Here is a 16,858-nt window from a genome sequence, read left to right on the forward strand (position 1 = left end):
TTTGGCAGCGCGGCCAAGCCGTGATATGCGGTTCAACAGGCCGCCGAGACCGGCCATTGAGGAACGTTCCAGGGGACCAATCGCATGTCGTCAGCCTCGCAAAAATCGCGTATCGCCGTCATCGGGCTCGGCTCGATGGGCTTTGGCATGGCCACTTCGCTGAAACGGGCGGGATTTGCCGTCACCGGTTGCGATGTCTCGGCCGACACGGTCGCGCGCTTCGTCAAGGACGGCGGCGCGGGCGCGAAGACGCCGGCGGAGGCGGCTCGGGAGGCGGATGTCGTCGTCAGCGTCGTCGTCAACGCGGCGCAGACCGAGGCGATCCTGTTCGGCCAAAACGGCGCGGCCGAGACCCTGCCGAAGGACAGCGTGTTCATCTCCTCCGCCACCATGGACCCCGACGTCGCCCGGCGCCTCGCAAAGCAGCTCGAGGCGACCGGCCGGCACTACCTGGATGCGCCGATCTCCGGTGGAGCGCAGCGCGCCGCGCAGGGAGAGCTGACCATCCTCGCCTCCGGCAGCCCTGCTGCGTTCGCCAAGGCGCGCCCCGCGCTCGATGCGATGGCGGCAAAGCTCTACGAGCTCGGCGATGCCGCGGGCCAGGGCGCGGCCTTCAAGATGATCAACCAGCTCCTCGCCGGCGTGCACATCGCCGCCGCCTCGGAAGCGATCGCCTTTGCCGCCAAGCAGGGTCTCGACATCCGGAAGGTCTACGAGGTGATCACGGCCTCCGCCGGCAACTCCTGGATGTTCGAGAACCGCATGCCGCACGTGCTCGACGGCGACTACACCCCGCGCAGCGCGGTCGAGATTTTCGTGAAGGACCTCGGCATCATCCAGGACATGGCGCGCTCGGCAAAATTCCCGGTGCCGGTCTCGGCCGCGGCGCTCCAGATGTTCCTCATGACCGCCGCGGCTGGCATGGGTCGCGACGACGATGCGTCGGTGGCCCGGATGTATGCGCAGGTCACCGGTGTGAAGTTGCCAGGCGATAAATAACAAGAGGATTCCGATGCCCCGTTTTGCCGCCAACCTCTCGATGATGTTCACCGAGGTGCCGTTCCTCGACCGCTTCGATGCCGCCGCACAGGCCGGCTTCACCGCCGTCGAATTCCTGTTTCCCTATGAGCACCCGGCCGAAGCGGTCGGCGAGCGGCTGAAGCGCAACGGCCTTACTCAGGCGCTGTTCAACCTGCCGCCCGGTAACTGGGACGCCGGCGAGAAGGGCTTTGCGGCGCTGCCTTCGCGCTTCGGCGATCTCAAGCAGAGTCTGGAGACGGCGCTGCCTTACGCCAAAGCGACCGGCGTGAAGCGTATGCACCTGATGGCCGGCATGGCGAACCGCGGCGATCGCCTCGCGATCGAGGCATTCTACAAGTCGGTGGCGTGGGCCGCGGAGTTCTTTGCGCCGCACGGCATCGACATCGTGATCGAGCCGATCAACCCGCGCAATGTCCCCGGCTATTTCCTCAACGATTTCGGCTTCGCGCGCGATGTGGTCGAGGAGCTGAGGATCCCGAACCTCAAGCTCCAGTTCGACATCTATCACTGCCAGATCATCCATGGCGACGTCACCATGCGCCTGCGCGAGATGATGCCGATCATCGGCCATATCCAGATCGCGAGCATTCCCTCGCGCAACGAGCCCGATAGCGAAGAGCTGAACTATCCCTTCCTGTTCGCCGAGCTCGACCGGCTCGGCTATGCCGGCTTCGTCGGCTGCGAATACAATCCGCGCGGCAAGACCACCGATGGTCTCGCCTGGTTCAAGCCTTACGCCGGAGCAAAGTCGTGACACTTGCGTTGGGTTGCATCGCCGACGACTATACCGGCGCCTCGGATCTCGCCAACACGCTGACGCGCGCGGGCCTACGCACCGTGCAGACCATCGGCGTTCCCGCGGACGACCTCGCACTGCCCGAGGTCGACGCGGTCGTGGTGTCCTTGAAGAGCCGCTCGATCGAGGCGGGACTTGCGGTGACGCGCTCGCGCGCGGCGGAGAAATGGCTGCGCGGCCGCGGTGCGGGCCATGTGCTGTTCAAGATCTGCTCGACCTTCGATTCGACCGACGCCGGCAATATCGGCCCGGTGATGGACGCGCTGCGCGACGACTGCGGTGAGGCGATCGTGCTGGTGACGCCGGCTTTCCCCGAAACCGGTCGCACCGTCTACCAGGGCAATTTGTTTGTCGGCACTGTTCCGCTCAACGAGAGCCCGCTGAAAGACCATCCACTCAACCCGATGCACGATTCCAACCTGGTGCGGGTGTTGGCGCGGCAGGGCAGGACGAAGGTTGGGCTCGTGAATCTCGCTGCCGTGACGCGCGGCGCGGACGCCGTGCGTGCGCAGCTCACTGAGCTCTCGGCCAAGGGCTTGGGCGCCGCGATCATTGACGCCGTGTTCGACCGTGATCTCGAGACCATCGGCCTCGTCGCAGCTGGCCACCGGCTGTCGGTCGGCGCCTCCGGCATCGGCCTTGGGCTGGCGCGGGCGCTCGTCTCCACGGGGAGGGTGAGTCCGATTGTCGCAGATGTCGAGGCGAGTGCGCTGGTCGGCGGACTGGCGGCGTGTCTCGCCGGAAGCTGCTCGCAGGCGACCCTTCAGCAGATCGCGAATGCCGAGCGTGTCATGCCGGTGTTACATCTAAACCCCGAGCAAATTGTCGCAGGCGGTGGCGAAGCGCAGCACGCGCTGGCCTGGGCACGGCCGCGGCTCGCTGATGGTCCGGTGCTGATCGCCTCGAGCGCCACGCCGGAGGCGGTCGCAGCAGTGCAGGCGCGTCACGGCCGTGATGCTGCCGGTCACGCCATCGAGCAGGCCATGGCCGATATCGCCGAAGGATTGGTGCAGTCGGGCGTTCGGCGTCTGGTCGTTGCCGGCGGCGAAACATCGGGCGCCGTCGTCGACCGCTTGAAGATTCCGGGCTTCCTCGTCGGCGCGGAGATCGCTGCCGGAGTCCCGGTGTTGCGCGCTGTGGGCGCAAACGAAGGCGGCATGCTGCTTGCCCTTAAATCAGGCAATTTCGGCGGGCCGGAGTTTTTCTCTGATGCGCTTGGGCTCATGCGCTGAGCGCAGGGCTCTCTTAGTCCTCTGTTTATTTCTTTCGGGTTCCGTACTCGTACGGAGTCCGTAGTTAACATCTGCTCAGGTCGTTTGTTGTTGGATGTCGGCCGCACTCCTTTTGGTTGCAGCTATTCCTGACGCGCGGTCGTGGCTCGAACGCCGCGATCCAAGACAAGAGACCAGCAATGCTCGCGAGAATTTCCATTCGTGCCAAGATCATCAGCGTCGTGGCCTTCCTTCTGGCCGCGATGACCGGCATGGGTGTGCTTGCCGTCATGAAGATGCGGGCGATCAACGCCAACACCGTCGATATCGCCACGAGCTGGATGCCGAGCGTTCGGGTGCTCGGCGAGCTCCGCGCCAACGTCCTCACTTATCGCACCATGGTACGCGGTCATCTGTTGGCCGAAACGATCGAGGAAAAGCTTGCGGCAGAAAAGACGGTCGGGGACGTGATCGAGGCACTGGCCAAGTCCCGCAAGGAATACGAGCCGATGATCACCTCGCCGGAGGAGCGAGCACTGTACACCGAATGGTCCAAGCTCTGGGACGACTACAAGAGGGGTACGGACGATGTCATGGCGCTGTCGCGCAGGGATATCGGCAAGATCCCGCACGATGCGCGTGAGCTGAACGCCAAGATCGTTGGCAAGCTCGGCCTGCAATCGGACGAGGTGCTGAAAAAGGATATCGAGCTCAACACCAAAGGCGGTAACCAGGCGGCTCAGGATGCCGCCGACAGCTATTCCTTCGCCTTCATGCTGGTATCCGTCATTCTCGGCGTCGCGCTCGTCATCGGCATCGGCCTCAGCTTCTACATGATCCGCGATGTCTCCAGCGGCATCAATTCCATCGTCGAGCCGATGCAGGCGCTGGGCAAGGGCGACCTGAGCGCGGAAGTGCCGCATCGGGGAGAGAAGACCGAGATCGGCGCCATGGCCGACGCGCTCCAGGTCTTCAAGGAAGCGCTGGTCGCCAAGAAGGCGGCTGACGAAGCCGCCGCGCGCGATGCCGAGGTCAAGATCGAGCGCGGCCGCCGTGTCGACAACATCACCCGCGAATTCGAATCCATGATCGGCGAGATCGTGCAGACAGTCTCGTCGGCCTCGACCCAGCTCGAAGCGTCCGCCTCGACGCTGACGGCGACCGCCGATCGCTCCCAGCAGATGGCGACCACGGTCGCCGCCGCTTCGGAAGAAGCCTCCACCAACGTGCAGTCGGTGGCCTCAGCCACCGAGGAGATGGCCTCGTCGGTCGGCGAGATCAGCCGTCAGGTCCAGGAATCGGCGCGGATGGCGGGCGACGCCGTCGGCCAGGCCCGCACCACCAGCGAACGCGTCAGCGAGCTCTCCAAGGCCGCCTCCCGCATCGGCGACGTCGTCGAGCTGATCAACACCATCGCCGGCCAGACCAACCTTCTGGCGCTGAATGCGACCATCGAGGCGGCGCGTGCGGGCGAAGCCGGACGCGGCTTCGCAGTGGTGGCCTCCGAAGTGAAGGCGCTCGCCGAGCAGACGGCGAAGGCGACCGGCGAGATCGGCCAGCAGATCACCGGCATCCAGGCCGCCACCAACGAATCCGTGGGTGCGATCAGGGAAATCTCCTCGACCATCGAACGCCTCTCCGAGATATCCTCGGCCATTGCAGCGGCGGTGGAAGAGCAGGGCGCCGCGACCCAGGAGATCGCCCGCAACGTGCAGCAGGCGGCGCAGGGCACCCAGCAGGTCTCCTCCAACATCACCGACGTGCAGCGCGGCGCGACCGAGACCGGCACGGCCTCCTCGCAGGTGCTGTCGGCGGCGCGGATGCTGTCGAACGACTCGAGTCGCCTGAAGACCGAGGTCAGCAAATTCCTGACCAACGTTCGCGCGGCGTGATCTGTTGACATTGACGTAGATTGTAGGGTGGGCAAAGGAGCGTGAGCGACGTGCCCACCACGTCTCCCGCTAGAGAAACGGTGGGCACGCTTCGCTTTGCCCACCCTACAAATTTTGGCGCGAGCGCGCGTTCGCTTACGCCACCCGCCACTCCGGCACGCCGTCCTCCGCCATCGTGATCTGGCCGAGCGAGCCGACCGGCGTGCGCTCCATATCGAGCAGATGTGTCAGCGTCGCGCCGTCGCTCGCCGGAATGCGCGCCAGCGTGCGCCGCTCGTCTTCCGTGCGCAGCATGACGACGCCGTGCTCGATGTTGCCATTGCGGCCGTAGATCACCGTAAAGCTCTCGACCTTGCCCGCGCCTGAAGCCTCGGTCACGAACTCCGGCACCACGCGCTTGTTGCGGTCGGCATCAAGCTGCACGCTCGTGTCCTGCGCCAGCGCCGCGCGCGGCGGTGTTTTCGAGAGCACGAGGGCGTGGTGCTTGGTGACAAAGCCGCCCTGACCGTAGAGCAGGCCGAGTTTCGCGCCATTGCGCAACGTCCGCACCATCGCGCAGGCCGCATGCGTCATGTAGGTGTTGAGCGGCGCGCCGAAGAAGGTGAGGCCGCCGGTCACGGTCGGCTGCACGTCGGGCCCGAGGCCCAGCGTCCGCCGCGCCATCTTGGGCACGCAAGGAAAGCAACTGTAGAGCTCGATCGCGTCGAACGCTTTGCCGTCGCCGCCGGCGAGATCGATCACCGCCTTCAGCACCGCATTCTGCGGATGGCTCTCATAGAACTGGTCGCGCAGGAGATAGTCGCGCGGCTCCTCGGCCGAGGCGCCGCCGAGCGGATAGACCAGCCGGTCCTCGGCAAAGCCGGCCGCGCGCGCCTTGGCAAGACTGGTGAGCAGCAGCGCGCCGCCCATGTTGACCATGGGGTTGGCGACCATGAGTTTCGTGTAGGGCCAGGCGATCAGGCGGTTGTCCGCGGTCGGTGTCGTGATCTCGTCCGGCGCAAAGCGCCGCTTCAGCCAGGCGTTGGGATTTTGCGCGGTGGTCTCCGAATAGCGCGACCACAGCGTGCCTGATTCCGCCATCGCCTCGCGCGGCGTCTGGCCCCAATGGGCCGAGGATGCGGCCTCGTAGAAGGGATAGACGGTGACTGGGCGGAACACGCCGAGCTTCACGGCGAGCGGCTTCTGGAACGCCGCGCCGCGCTTCGGCTCCTCGACGTCATGCGCAAACGGCGTCCATGGCAATTTTGCGTCGGCGCGCTCCGCCTTGGTCGCGGTCGACTGCGCTTCCGCGCCGCAGATGGCGGCGACGCTGCATTCGCCGCGCGCGATGCGCTGAGCGGCGTGATGCAGATACCGGATCGGGCTCTCGCCGCCGACCGGTCCGTAATAGCAATGCGAAGGCGCGATGCCGAGCCGCTGCGCCAGCAGCGTTTCGGGATCGCGATAGCGCCAGCTCAGGAAGTTGACGACGTCGAGCGATTGCACCTCGCCGAGCAGCTTTGCGCCGGCATCTTCTTCGGCGCGCCGCAGCGCCTGTTCCAGCAGATCGAGCGGCTCGAGGCCCTCGGCGATTTCCTTGGGCCGGTCGACGATCTCGCCGACGCCGACGATGACGGGAATGCGGTCTGGGGGGATGCTGGTCTTGTCTGTCATAACTTCAATTCACGATGTAAGTTGTTTCGTCATTGCGAGGAGCGAAGCGACGAAGCAATCCAGAGTGTCTCCGCGGAAAGCCCCTGGATTGCTTCGCTTCGCTCGCAATGACGATGGATGCTACTCCGCCACCAGCGCATTCATGTGCTCGACGGCTTCGGCGAACTCTTCCTTGAACTCCTGCACCACCGCGCCTGCCGACTTCACGCTGTCGACGAGACCGACGCCCTGGCCGACAAAGTAGCTGACGAGGTCGCGCGCCCGCGCATTGCCGGCTGCGGCCGCGCGGTCGATCGAGTTGAAGGCGTCGCGGCTGACGATGCTTTGCAGCGGCATCGGCAGCGCGCCCGGGCTGTCCGGTGCGCGGTCCCATGCATCGGTCCAGACCGAGCGGAGCTGCCGCGCGGGTTTTCCCGTGCGGCCCTTCGAGCGCACCGCGTCGCGCGAGGAGGCCGCGATCATCTTCTCGCGAAAAATCTCCGTGGTCTCCGACTCGGTCGTGGCGAGCCACACCGAGCCGGTCCACGCGCCGGCCGCGCCCATCGCCATGCAGGCGGCCATCTGGCGCCCCGTCATGATGCCGCCGGCCGCCAGCACCGGTACGTCGCGGATCGGCTTCACAGCTTTGATCACTTCCGGCACCAGCACCATGGTCGAGACCTCGCCGCAATGCCCTCCGGCCTCGGTGCCCTGTGCAACCAGGATGTCGACACCGGCCGCGACATGGCGCAGCGCGTGCTCCTTGGCGCCGACAAGTGCGGCCACCGGCACGCCGTGCGCCTTGCCCATCTCGATCATCGATTTCGGTGGCACGCCCAGCGCATTGGCGATCAGCCGGATCGGATGACGGAAGGAGACCTCCAAGAGCTCCAGCGCCGTCTTGGCGTCGAACGGCTGCGGCCGGTTGTCGGCGACGGAGGTGCTGGTCAGCTCGATGTCGTACTTCTTCAGGAGGTTGCGCGTGTAGTCGCGATGTGCCTGCGGAATGCGCGCTTCCAGGCTCTTCCAGGTGACGTCCTTCTCGCCCGCCGTCGAGATGTTTTCGGGGATCAGCACGTCGACGCCATAGGGCTTCCCGTCGACGTGGTCGTCGATCCATTTCAGCTCGCGCTCGAGGGTATCCGGCGTGTGCACGGTGGCGCCCAGCACGCCAAAACCGCCGGCGCGGCTCACGGCGGCCACGACGTCGCGGCAATGGCTGAAGGCGAACAGGGGGAACTCGATTCCCAGCATCTCGCAGATCGGTGATTTCATCTGTCCCTCCCGGCGGCCGGCTCGGTGTTGCCCTTGCCTTGGCGAAACGCTAGCCCGGCCTCGTCGCAATGCAAAGCCGGTTCGCCCTGGGCTTCTTGCGCGCAGGCGCCAGACGGGCGGCTATGCCCCGCCATGACGAAACGGGGAGGGCGCCCATCTGCCAATGCAACCCGGCGCTCTTGCCAATCTCTCCGCTATCGCTAGCTAACTCCCCACGCGCCTTCCGCGCTGGAGTCCTTTGCATGACCGACGCACCCGCCTACGAGCCGCCCAAAGTCTGGACCTGGAATAAGCCGAGTGGCGGGCAGTTTGCCAGCATCAACCGGCCGATCGCAGGCCCGACGCACGACAAGGAGCTGCCGGTCGGCCGCCATCCGCTCCAGCTCTATTCGCTGGCGACCCCGAACGGCGTCAAGGTGACCGTGATGCTGGAGGAGCTCCTGGCGCTCGGCCACAAGGGCGCGGAATACGACGCCTGGCTGATCAATATCGGCAAGGGCGACCAGTTCGGCAGCGGCTTCGTCGCCATCAATCCGAACTCGAAGATCCCCGCGCTGCTGGACCGCTCCGGCCCCGAGCCGATCCGCGTCTTCGAGTCCGGCTCGATCCTCGTCTACCTCGCCGAGAAATTCGGCGCCTTCCTGCCCAAGGATATCAAGACGCGCACCGAGGCGATGTCCTGGCTGTTCTGGCAGATGGGCAGCGCGCCCTATCTCGGCGGCGGCTTCGGGCATTTCTACGCCTATGCGCCGACCAAGATCGAATACGCCATCGACCGCTTCGCGATGGAAACCAAGCGCCAGCTCGACGTGCTCGACCGGCGGCTTGCGGAGAGCGAGTACCTTGCCGGCGGTGAGTACACGATCGCCGACATCGCGGTGTGGCCCTGGTACGGCGCGCTCGCCAAGGGGCTGGTCTATGGCGCGGGCGAATTCCTGTCCGTGCAGGACTACAAGAACGTGCAGCGCTGGACCGATCAGATCGCCAAGCGCCCGGCCGTGAAGCGCGGCCGCATGGTCAACCGCGTCTCCGGCGATCCCGCGAGCCAACTGCACGAGCGCCACGACGCATCGGATTTCGAGACCAGGACGCAGGACAAGCTTCAGGCGGCGGCCGCGTCGTAAGTCCATCCGCGAGCTGTAGGGTGGGCAAAGGCGCGCAGCGCCGTGCCCACTATCTTTCAAAGATTGCGACGGAAGAGGTGGGCACGCTTCGCTTTGCCCACCCTACGACGGCCGTACCTTTACGGCATGCTCAGCTCATGCCGTCCCACCACCATCCAGTGCACCTCGTCGGGGCCATCCGCAAAGCGCAGGTGGCGGACGTCCTGGTACATCTCGGCGAGCGGCGTCCATTGCGAGATGCCGGTGGCGCCGTGCATCTGGATCGCCTGGTCGATGATGGTGCAGGCGCGCTCCGGCACCATGGCCTTGACCATGGAGACCCAGACGCGCGCCTCCTTGTTGCCCAGCACGTCCATGGCCTTTGCCGCCTTCAGCACCATCAGCCGCATCGCCTCGATCTCGCAGCGTGCCTGCGCGATGATCTGAAGGTTGCCGCCGAGATGGGCGATTTTCTTGCCGAAGGCTTCGCGGGTGAGGCCACGCTGCACCATCATGTCGAGCGCCTTCTCGGCCTTGCCGATGGTACGCATGCAGTGATGGATGCGCCCGGGTCCGAGGCGGAGCTGCGAGATCTCGAAGCCGCGGCCTTCACCGAGCAGGATGTTGTCTTTGGGCACGCGCACATTGTTGAAGCGCATGTGCATGTGTCCGCGCGGCGCATGGTCCTGTCCGAACACGTGCATCGGTCCCAAGATTTCGACGCCGGGCGTGTCCTTCGGCACCAGGATCTGCGACTGCTGCTTGCTCGGCGGCGCATCGGGATTGGTCTTGACCATCACGATCATGATCTTGCAGCGGGGATCGCCAAGGCCTGAGATGTAATACTTCTCGCCGTTGATCACCCATTCGTCGCCGACGAGCTTTGCGGTCGTCGAGATGTTCTTGGCATCGGATGAAGCGACATTCGGCTCGGTCATGGCGTAGGCCGAGCGGATCTCGCCATTCAACAGCGGCTTCAGCCACTTCTCCTTCTGCGCCTTGGTGCCGACGCGCTCCAGCACCTCCATGTTGCCGGTGTCGGGCGCCGAGCAGTTCATGGTTTCCGAGGCCAGCGGGCTCTTGCCGAGTTCGACGGCGATATAGGCGTAGTCGAGGTTCTTCAGGCCCTGGCCGGTGTCGTCGTCGGGCAGGAAGAAGTTCCACAGGCCTTCCTCCTTCGCCTTGTTCTTGGCCTTCTCCAGCACCTCGAGCTGACCCGGCGTAAAGCTCCAGCGGTCGTCTTTCTTCTGGCCGTGCTTGATGAACTCCACCGTCATCGGCTCGACGGTCTCGCGGATGAACTTCTTCACATGGTCATAGAGCGGCCGGACCTGGTCCGACATGCGCAGATCATTGAGCTCGTCGCCGGGATTGAGCGTGTAGTTGGTGGTGCGGGGCACATAGGCGTGTTTCATTCTTGTTCCTCCCGATTGAGTGAGCTGCGATTGCCGCGACAATAGACGCGGCAAGCCGAAAGCGCGAGCGTGGTTTTTTGAAAGACGCGCTCTGCCACGCCGCGGAATTTATCAGCGTGGATCAAACGATGTTTAAAACGCTTGAGGCGCGCGTGGACCACACTCTCGCTGTCATCGCCCGCCTTGTGCGCAATTGCGCACTGGGGCGGGCGATCCGGTATTCCAGAGGCAGCGATGGGATACGGAGAGGCCGCGGCGTACTGGATTCCCCGCTTGCCGCCTACACTGAAGCTTCGGCGGGCCTAAGACCTCATGCCCCGGCGAAGCCTTGGCGTAGCCGGGTCGCGGGGAATGACAGTGTGACGTGTGGCGAGTTCACACCACCCGGTGCATCGCGCAGATCTTGTTGCCGTCGGGATCGCGCAGGTACGCGAGGTAGAGCTTGGCTCCCGATCCCTCGCGAATGCCGGGCGGATCCTCGATCGGCATTCCGCCGGCCGCGACGCCGGCTGCATGCCATTTGTCGACCTGCTCGGGCGAATTGCAGGCGAAACCGATCGTGCCCCCGTTCGCGGCGGTCGCCGGCTCGCCGTTGATCGGCTCGCTGACGGAGAAAATGCCGGTCCTGGTGATGTAGAAGATGCGATGGCCATCGACCCGCGCCGGCCGCACCTCGAGTGTCGCCAGCAGCTTGTCGTAGAACGCCTTGGCCTTGTCCAGATCGTTGGTGCCTATCATCACGTGCGAGAACATGGTTCTTCCTCCCCCGGTTATTGTGGCTCAAAACGCCGTATAGCCGCCGTCGATTACGAACGTATCTGCGGTGTGATAGGACGACGCCTTGCTCATCAGGTACACGGCGATGCCGCCGAAATCGGATGGCTCGCCGAAGCGCCGCTGCGGAATCCGCGGCATGACGTTGGCGACGAATTTCTCGTTGGCCATAATGCCGGCGGTCATGTCGCTCTTGATCCAGCCGGGCAGGATCGCATTGGCGGTGACGCCATGGCGTGCCAGCTCGACGCCGAGCGCACGCACCAGCGCGTTGATGGCGGCCTTGGTCGCGGCGTAATGTTCGTTGCGCGCTGTACCGAAGATCGAGGCGAGGCTCGAGGTAGCAACCAGCCGGCCGAAGGGATCGCCGGCATTGGCACGGTCGGTCATGTGCCTGGCTGCTGCCTGGAAGGCGTGGAACACGCCGTCGAGATTGGTCGAAAACATCGTGCGCCATTCCTCTTCAGTGCGCTCGACGAAGGAGCGCCGGCCGCCGCCGCCGATGCCGGCATTGGCGAAGCAGCCGTCGACCCGGCCGAAGGTGTCGAGCGTCGCCTTCATCGCCGCATTCACCGACGCAGGATCGGTGACATCGCAGACGCGGGCATCGACCTTGCCGGGCGAGCCGGCCATGCTGGCGGCGGCGGCCTTGCTCTTCTCGGCATTGCGGCCCCAGATCGAGACGTTGCAGCCTTGCGCGGCGAGCGCCTGTGCGATGCCGAGCCCGATACCGCCATTGCCACCGGTGATCACGGCGACGCGGCCGGTGAGATCGAAAATGGTCATGGGTGTTTCCCCGCTGTTTTTGGCATCACGCGCATCAGCCTGTGCGCACAAGATTGTCCGCTATGTCCCGATCACCATGGACAAGCCGCCGGCAAAAATCAAATATGCGCTCCGACGAAAGGCAATTCCGGTCTGCGGAACATCGCGGCCGCAACGACGAGGAAACCATGCAGTTCAAACACGTCACGCTCGATTTCGACGGGCCGGTCGCCATTCTCAAGCTCGATCACCAGGAGGTCATGAACGCCGTCTCGGTGGACATGCTGGGCGGGCTTGCGGAGGCGCTCGACGAGATCGAGGAGCGGAAGGGCGAGATCCGCTGCGTGATGCTGACCGGAGCGGGGCGCGCGTTCTGCACAGGCGCCAATTTGCAGGGCCGCAACAACCAGTCGAAGAAGACCAAGGCCGGCCTGACACTCGAGACCGGCTTTCACCCGTTCCTGCGGCGGATCCGCAATCTGCATTGTCCGATCGTCACCGCGGTCAACGGGCCGGCTGCCGGTGCCGGCATGAGCTTCGCGCTGCTCGGCGACATGATCTTGTGCGCGCGCTCGGCCTATTTCCTGCAGGCCTTCCGCCGCATTGGCCTCGTGCCCGATTGCGGCTCGACCTGGCTGTTGCCGCGCCTCGTCGGCAAGGCGCGCTCGATCGAGCTGTCGCTGATGGGCGAGCGGCTGCCGGCGGAGAAGGCGTTGGAATGGGGCCTCGTCAACCGCGTCCACGACGACGGCGCGCTGATGGAGGAGGCGATGAAGCTCGCGCATGAACTTGCTAATGGGCCGACGGTCGCGCTGTCGCTGATCCGCAAGCTCTATTGGGACAGCCCGGAAAACTCCTTCGAGGAGCAGCTCAATCTCGAATTCCAGTGCCAGCTTCGCGCGGGCGACACCGAGGACTTCCGTGAAGGCGTCGGCGCCTTCCTCGAGAAGCGGCCGGCCAAGTTCAGAGGCAAATGATCGAGGCGGAGCTTTCGCGCAGCGTCGCACGCTGGTGCCCGGGCGCAACCGGCATCACCGGCGCCGCAAAACTGTCCGGCGGTGCCAACCAGGAAAGCTGGCGCTTCGACATTCTGCATCCCAATGGGATCGTCGGCGCGATCTTGCGTCGTGCGGCGAAGGACTATCGCGTGGCGTCGTCGCGTGCGGCAGGCTTCGCCGCCGAGGCCAGGCTGATGCAGCTCGCATACGAAGCGGGAGTGCCGTCGCCACGCGTGCTGCATGTCTTGACGGCGGAGGACGATCTCGGCACCGGGTTCATCATGCAGCGGGTCGAAGGCGAGACGATTGCGCGCAAGATCTTGCGGGACGATGAGTTCGCCGCGGCGCGCCTGCTGCTGGCGCGCCAGATCGGCGGCATCCTCGCCGGCCTGCACAAGCTGCCGCAAGCCGAGCTGCCAGAGCTTCGCAGCATGACCGCAAGGAAGGAGCTCGACGAGTTGGAGCGCGACTATCGCAGCTTCGACTGGCCGAAACCCGTGTTCGAACTGGCGCTGCGCTGGCTGCGTGACCACGATCCCGGTCCGTCCGACGAGGTGACGCTGGTGCACGGCGATTTCCGCAACGGCAATCTCATCATCGGCGCGGATGGCGTGCGCGCGGTGCTGGACTGGGAGCTCGCCCATCTCGGCGATCCGATGGAGGATCTCGGCTGGATCTGCGTCAACTCCTGGCGTTTCGGCGAGATCGACAAGCCCGTCGGCGGCTTTGGCTCACGCGAGGAAATGTTCGCTGGCTACGAGGCCGCTGGCCGCAAGGTCGATGCGGCGCGCGTGAAATTCTGGGAAGTCATGGGCACGCTGCGCTGGGGTTTGATGTGCGGCGCCATGATGAAGCGGTTTCGCGCTGGCCCCGATCATTCGATGGAGCGCGCCATGATCGGCCGCCGCGCCTCCGAAACCGAAATCGACCTGTTGCGCCTCCTGGCGCCGCGAGGGAGCTGACCATGCAGGACGAGCCCACGCCCATCGAACTGACCAAGGCTGTCGCCGACTTCCTGCGCAGCGACATCACGCCCCTGATCACCGGCCACCAGGCGTTCAAGCTGCGCGTGGCCATCAACGCCCTCGATCTTGTGACGCGGCAGTTGGCGCTGGAGGAGGAAAGCGATGCGAAGGAGGTGGCGCGGCTGCGCGCGCTGCTTGGTATGGACGGCTCCGTGACCGAGCTCAACCGCGCGCTCGCGGAGCGCATCGCGAAGGGCGAGGCGGATCTCGCAACGCCGGGCCTCGCCGGGCATCTCTGGCAGACCACGATGGACAAGCTCGCGGTGGATCAGCCGAACTACGCGTCTTACAAGCGGGAGCTGTCGAGGGGTGGGTAGGTGGTTCCCATTCTCCGTCATTGCGAGCGCAGCGAAGCAATCCAGAATCTTTCCGCGGTGACAGTCTGGATTGCTTCGCTGCGCTCGCAATGACGGCGTTGGGACAGTCGCGCCACTCTCTCCGCTGTCATTCCGGGGCTCGCGCCTGTCGGCGCGTCCCGGAATGACGAAGGGGGAGAGACCCTACCGCCCCAGCCACTTCGGCGGCCGCTTCTCGGAAAACGCCTTGGGTCCCTCGATGTAGTCCTGCGAGGCGACCATCGCTTTCACGGCCGGGTACTCCCGCTGCTCCTCGATCGCCTGCTCAAGCGAGACACCGAGTCCCTTCTGGATGGTCTGCTTCGATGCGCGGATCGACATTGGCGAGTTCTTGGTGATCATCTCCGCCCAGCGCAGCGCGGCGTTGAGCGCCTCGCCCTGCGGAACCACCTCGTTGACGAAGCCGAGCTCGAGACCTTCCTTGGCGCTGACGTGACGCGCGGTGAGGATCATGCCCATGGCTCGCTTCAATCCGATCTGGCGCGGCAGGCGATGCAGGCCGCCGGCGAGCGCGGCAAGGCCGACCCGCGGCTCGGGCAGCGCGAAGGTTGCGTTTTCAGAGGCGATGATCAGGTCGCAGGCGAGCGCGATCTCGAAGCCGCCGCCCATGGCGACGCCGTTGACGGCGGCGATGATCGGCTTGTCGCAGTCGGAGCGCGAAGTGAGCCCGGCAAAGCCGCCCTTGTCCCAGCCGCGTTTTCCTCCGGCTGCCTGCCATTTCAGGTCGTTGCCGGCGCAGAACGCCTTGTCGCCGGCGCCGGTGACGATCGCGATCCACTGTTCGGGATCGGCGGAGAAATCGTCAAACACCTTGTTGAGCTCGAAATGCGCGTCGGTGTGCAGCGCGTTGTAGACCTCGGGACGCGAGAGCGTGACGATGGTGATCGGACCCTTGCGTTCCACTTTGGAAAATTTCAGCTCCATGGTCGCTCCCGCATTTTCTGTTGGAAGGAATTGATCCCCATACTAACGCGCGTCCGAATGTGAGCACCATCCAATTGCGCAAGCGCGCGTTGCGTAAGTCGCGCCTCTCGGCTTGCTTGACTTGCCCACGCTCTTCTCACCTTAATTGCAGCAAGCAACAACGCGGGTAGCGCCTTAACGCAAAAACAACAAGACTGATCCGGGAGAGACTGCCGTGGATTTCTCATTGCCTGCCGATCTCGTCGCCTATCTCGAAGAGCTCGACCGTTTCATCGAACGCGAGATCAAGCCGCTGGAGAAGGCTGACGACAACATCCGCTTCTTCGACCATCGTCGCGAATGGGCGCGCACCGATTTCGAGAATGGCGGCCTGCCGCGGCATGAATGGGAAGCGCTGCTGCGCAAGGCAAAGGACGCCGCGGATGCCGCCGGTCATCTGCGCTTTGCCGTGGCGCGGCAATATGGCGGCAAGGACGGCTCAAATCTCTGGATGGCCGTGATCCGCGAGCATTTCGCCGCAAAGGGTCTCGGCCTGCACAACGATCTTCAGAACGAGCATTCCATCGTCGGCAATTTCCCCGTCGTCACCATGCTGGACCGCTACGGTCGCGACGACCAGAAGGCGATGATCGACGGATCGATCAGGGGGAAGTATCGCATCACCTTCGGCCTGACCGAGCCGCATCATGGCTCCGACGCGACCCACATGGAGACGCGCGCCGTGCCGGCAACCCGCGACAACGTCAAGGGCTGGATCATCAACGGCGAGAAGATGTGGACGACAGGCATGCATGTCGCCACCCACTGTGCGCTGTTTGCGCGCACGAGCGGCGATGATGGCGATGCGCGCGGCATCACCTGCTTTTTGGTGCCGGCGAACAGCCATGGCGTCAGGGTCGAAGAATACATGTGGACCTTCAACATGCCGACCGACCATCCGCGTGTCAGCTTCACCGACGTGTTCGTGCCTGAGGATGCGCTCTTCGGCGAGGTCGGCCGGGGACTCTCGCTCGCGCAATGTTTTGTCCATCAGAACCGCATCCGGCAGGCGGCAAGCTCGCTTGGCGCCGCCGTCTACTGCATCAACGAGAGCGTGAAATACGCGCGCGAGCGAAAGCCGTTCGGCAAGGCGCTCGCGGAGAACCAGGCGATCCAGTTCCCGCTGGTCGAGCTTGCCACCCAAGCCGAGATGCTGCGCCTGTTGATCCGCAAGACCGCCTGGGAGATGGACAAGCTCACCGAGGAGCAGATCGAGCGCACGCACTCCGACCGCGTCTCGATGTGCAACTACTGGGCAAACCGCCTGTGCTGCGAAGCCGCCGACCGCGCCATGCAGGTCCATGGCGGCATGGGCTATTCACGCCACAAGCCCTTTGAGCACATCTACCGCCACCACCGCCGCTACCGCATCACCGAAGGCAGCGAGGAAATCCAGATGCGGAAGGTGGCGGGGTTTTTGTTCGGGTACATGGGTCCGGGGAAGCATTGAGACTTGCGGATAGCGCCGCGCGTTGAGTGGCGCTTAGTGCGACGTCTCTCACCCCGAGTCGTCCCCGGGCGCGCGAAGCGCGAGCCCGGGATCTACCGTGTCGGTTGTCAAGCAATGGCAGCTCCTTTCCAGGGCTGACCTGACTTGAGGACGGCGTTGGCG

15 protein-coding genes are annotated in these 16,858 nt (G+C 64.8%); 9 read left to right on the top strand and 6 right to left on the bottom strand.

Annotated elements, in window-relative coordinates; translation table 11 throughout:
- Positions 1-84: 84 nt before the first annotated feature.
- The 4 genes from ltnD to Q2941_RS26670 all read left to right on the top strand — a co-directional run bounded on the left by ltnD (position 85) and on the right by Q2941_RS26670 (position 4,940).
- Positions 85-999, top strand: coding sequence for an L-threonate dehydrogenase (gene ltnD / locus Q2941_RS26655; protein WP_458194210.1), 915 nt, complete (start codon positions 85-87; stop codon positions 997-999).
- Positions 1,000-1,012: 13 nt separating this feature from the next.
- Positions 1,013-1,795, top strand: a complete 783-nt coding sequence (gene otnI / locus Q2941_RS26660; RefSeq protein WP_458194211.1) for a 2-oxo-tetronate isomerase — start codon at positions 1,013-1,015, stop codon at positions 1,793-1,795.
- Positions 1,792-3,069, top strand: coding sequence for a 3-oxo-tetronate kinase (otnK, locus tag Q2941_RS26665; RefSeq protein ID WP_458194212.1), 1,278 nt, complete (start codon positions 1,792-1,794; stop codon positions 3,067-3,069). The genes otnI and otnK overlap by 4 nt, the downstream gene beginning before the upstream one ends.
- Positions 3,070-3,248: 179 nt before the next feature.
- Positions 3,249-4,940 carry a methyl-accepting chemotaxis protein gene (locus Q2941_RS26670; protein WP_027525851.1) on the top strand — a complete coding sequence of 564 codons (1,692 nt, stop codon included), beginning with the start codon at positions 3,249-3,251 and terminating at the stop codon, positions 4,938-4,940.
- 135 nt (positions 4,941-5,075) lie between these two features.
- Here Q2941_RS26670 and Q2941_RS26675 read toward each other — a convergent pair whose 3' ends face one another.
- Together Q2941_RS26675 and Q2941_RS26680 are read right to left on the bottom strand one after the other, a co-directional pair.
- Positions 5,076-6,593 carry an acetyl-CoA acetyltransferase gene (locus tag Q2941_RS26675; RefSeq protein ID WP_458194213.1) on the bottom strand — a complete coding sequence of 506 codons (1,518 nt, stop codon included), beginning with the start codon at positions 6,591-6,593 and terminating at the stop codon, positions 5,076-5,078.
- Positions 6,594-6,713: 120 nt separating this feature from the next.
- Positions 6,714-7,847, bottom strand: coding sequence for a nitronate monooxygenase (locus tag Q2941_RS26680; RefSeq protein WP_458194214.1), 1,134 nt, complete (start codon positions 7,845-7,847; stop codon positions 6,714-6,716).
- Between the two features lie 242 nt (positions 7,848-8,089).
- On the opposite strand from Q2941_RS26680, the gene yghU reads away from it, so the two are divergent.
- Entirely contained in the window at positions 8,090-8,971 is an 882-nt protein-coding gene (yghU, locus tag Q2941_RS26685) for a glutathione-dependent disulfide-bond oxidoreductase (protein WP_027525854.1), read from the top strand.
- Positions 8,972-9,090: 119 nt separating this feature from the next.
- Here the strand turns inward: yghU and Q2941_RS26690 are convergent, their stop codons facing one another.
- The 3 genes from Q2941_RS26690 to Q2941_RS26700 form a co-directional block, all read right to left on the bottom strand.
- Positions 9,091-10,365, bottom strand: coding sequence for an acyl-CoA dehydrogenase family protein (locus tag Q2941_RS26690; protein ID WP_458194215.1), 1,275 nt, complete (start codon positions 10,363-10,365; stop codon positions 9,091-9,093).
- Between the two features lie 375 nt (positions 10,366-10,740).
- Positions 10,741-11,118 carry a VOC family protein gene (locus tag Q2941_RS26695; RefSeq protein ID WP_027525856.1) on the bottom strand — a complete coding sequence of 126 codons (378 nt, stop codon included), beginning with the start codon at positions 11,116-11,118 and terminating at the stop codon, positions 10,741-10,743.
- Positions 11,119-11,145: 27 nt separating this feature from the next.
- Entirely contained in the window at positions 11,146-11,925 is a 780-nt protein-coding gene (locus Q2941_RS26700) for an SDR family NAD(P)-dependent oxidoreductase (protein ID WP_254106987.1), read from the bottom strand.
- Positions 11,926-12,092: 167 nt separating this feature from the next.
- Between Q2941_RS26700 and Q2941_RS26705 the strand changes: the two genes are divergently transcribed.
- The 3 genes from Q2941_RS26705 to Q2941_RS26715 are packed head-to-tail and all read left to right on the top strand — an operon-like array spanning position 12,093 to position 14,244.
- Complete coding sequence (locus tag Q2941_RS26705; protein ID WP_458194216.1) at positions 12,093-12,881, top strand: enoyl-CoA hydratase/isomerase; 789 nt, start codon at positions 12,093-12,095, stop codon at positions 12,879-12,881.
- Entirely contained in the window at positions 12,878-13,864 is a 987-nt protein-coding gene (locus Q2941_RS26710; RefSeq protein ID WP_027525859.1) for a phosphotransferase family protein, read from the top strand. Before Q2941_RS26705 ends, Q2941_RS26710 begins: the two co-directional genes overlap by 4 nt.
- A gap of 2 nt (positions 13,865-13,866) precedes the next feature.
- Positions 13,867-14,244 (top strand): DUF6285 domain-containing protein, encoded by a 378-nt coding sequence (locus Q2941_RS26715; RefSeq protein WP_027525860.1) that lies wholly within the window; start codon positions 13,867-13,869, stop codon positions 14,242-14,244.
- Positions 14,245-14,427: 183 nt separating this feature from the next.
- Here Q2941_RS26715 and Q2941_RS26720 read toward each other — a convergent pair whose 3' ends face one another.
- The gene (locus tag Q2941_RS26720) at positions 14,428-15,207 is read right to left on the bottom strand and encodes an enoyl-CoA hydratase-related protein (protein WP_027525861.1); all 780 of its coding nucleotides are present in this window, start codon (positions 15,205-15,207) and stop codon (positions 14,428-14,430) included.
- A 214-nt stretch (positions 15,208-15,421) separates the two neighbouring features.
- On the opposite strand from Q2941_RS26720, the gene Q2941_RS26725 reads away from it, so the two are divergent.
- Entirely contained in the window at positions 15,422-16,696 is a 1,275-nt protein-coding gene (locus tag Q2941_RS26725; RefSeq protein WP_458194217.1) for an acyl-CoA dehydrogenase family protein, read from the top strand.
- Positions 16,697-16,858: the final 162 nt, after the last annotated feature.

The sequence above is a fragment of the Bradyrhizobium sp. UFLA05-153 genome, assembly GCF_054185185.1.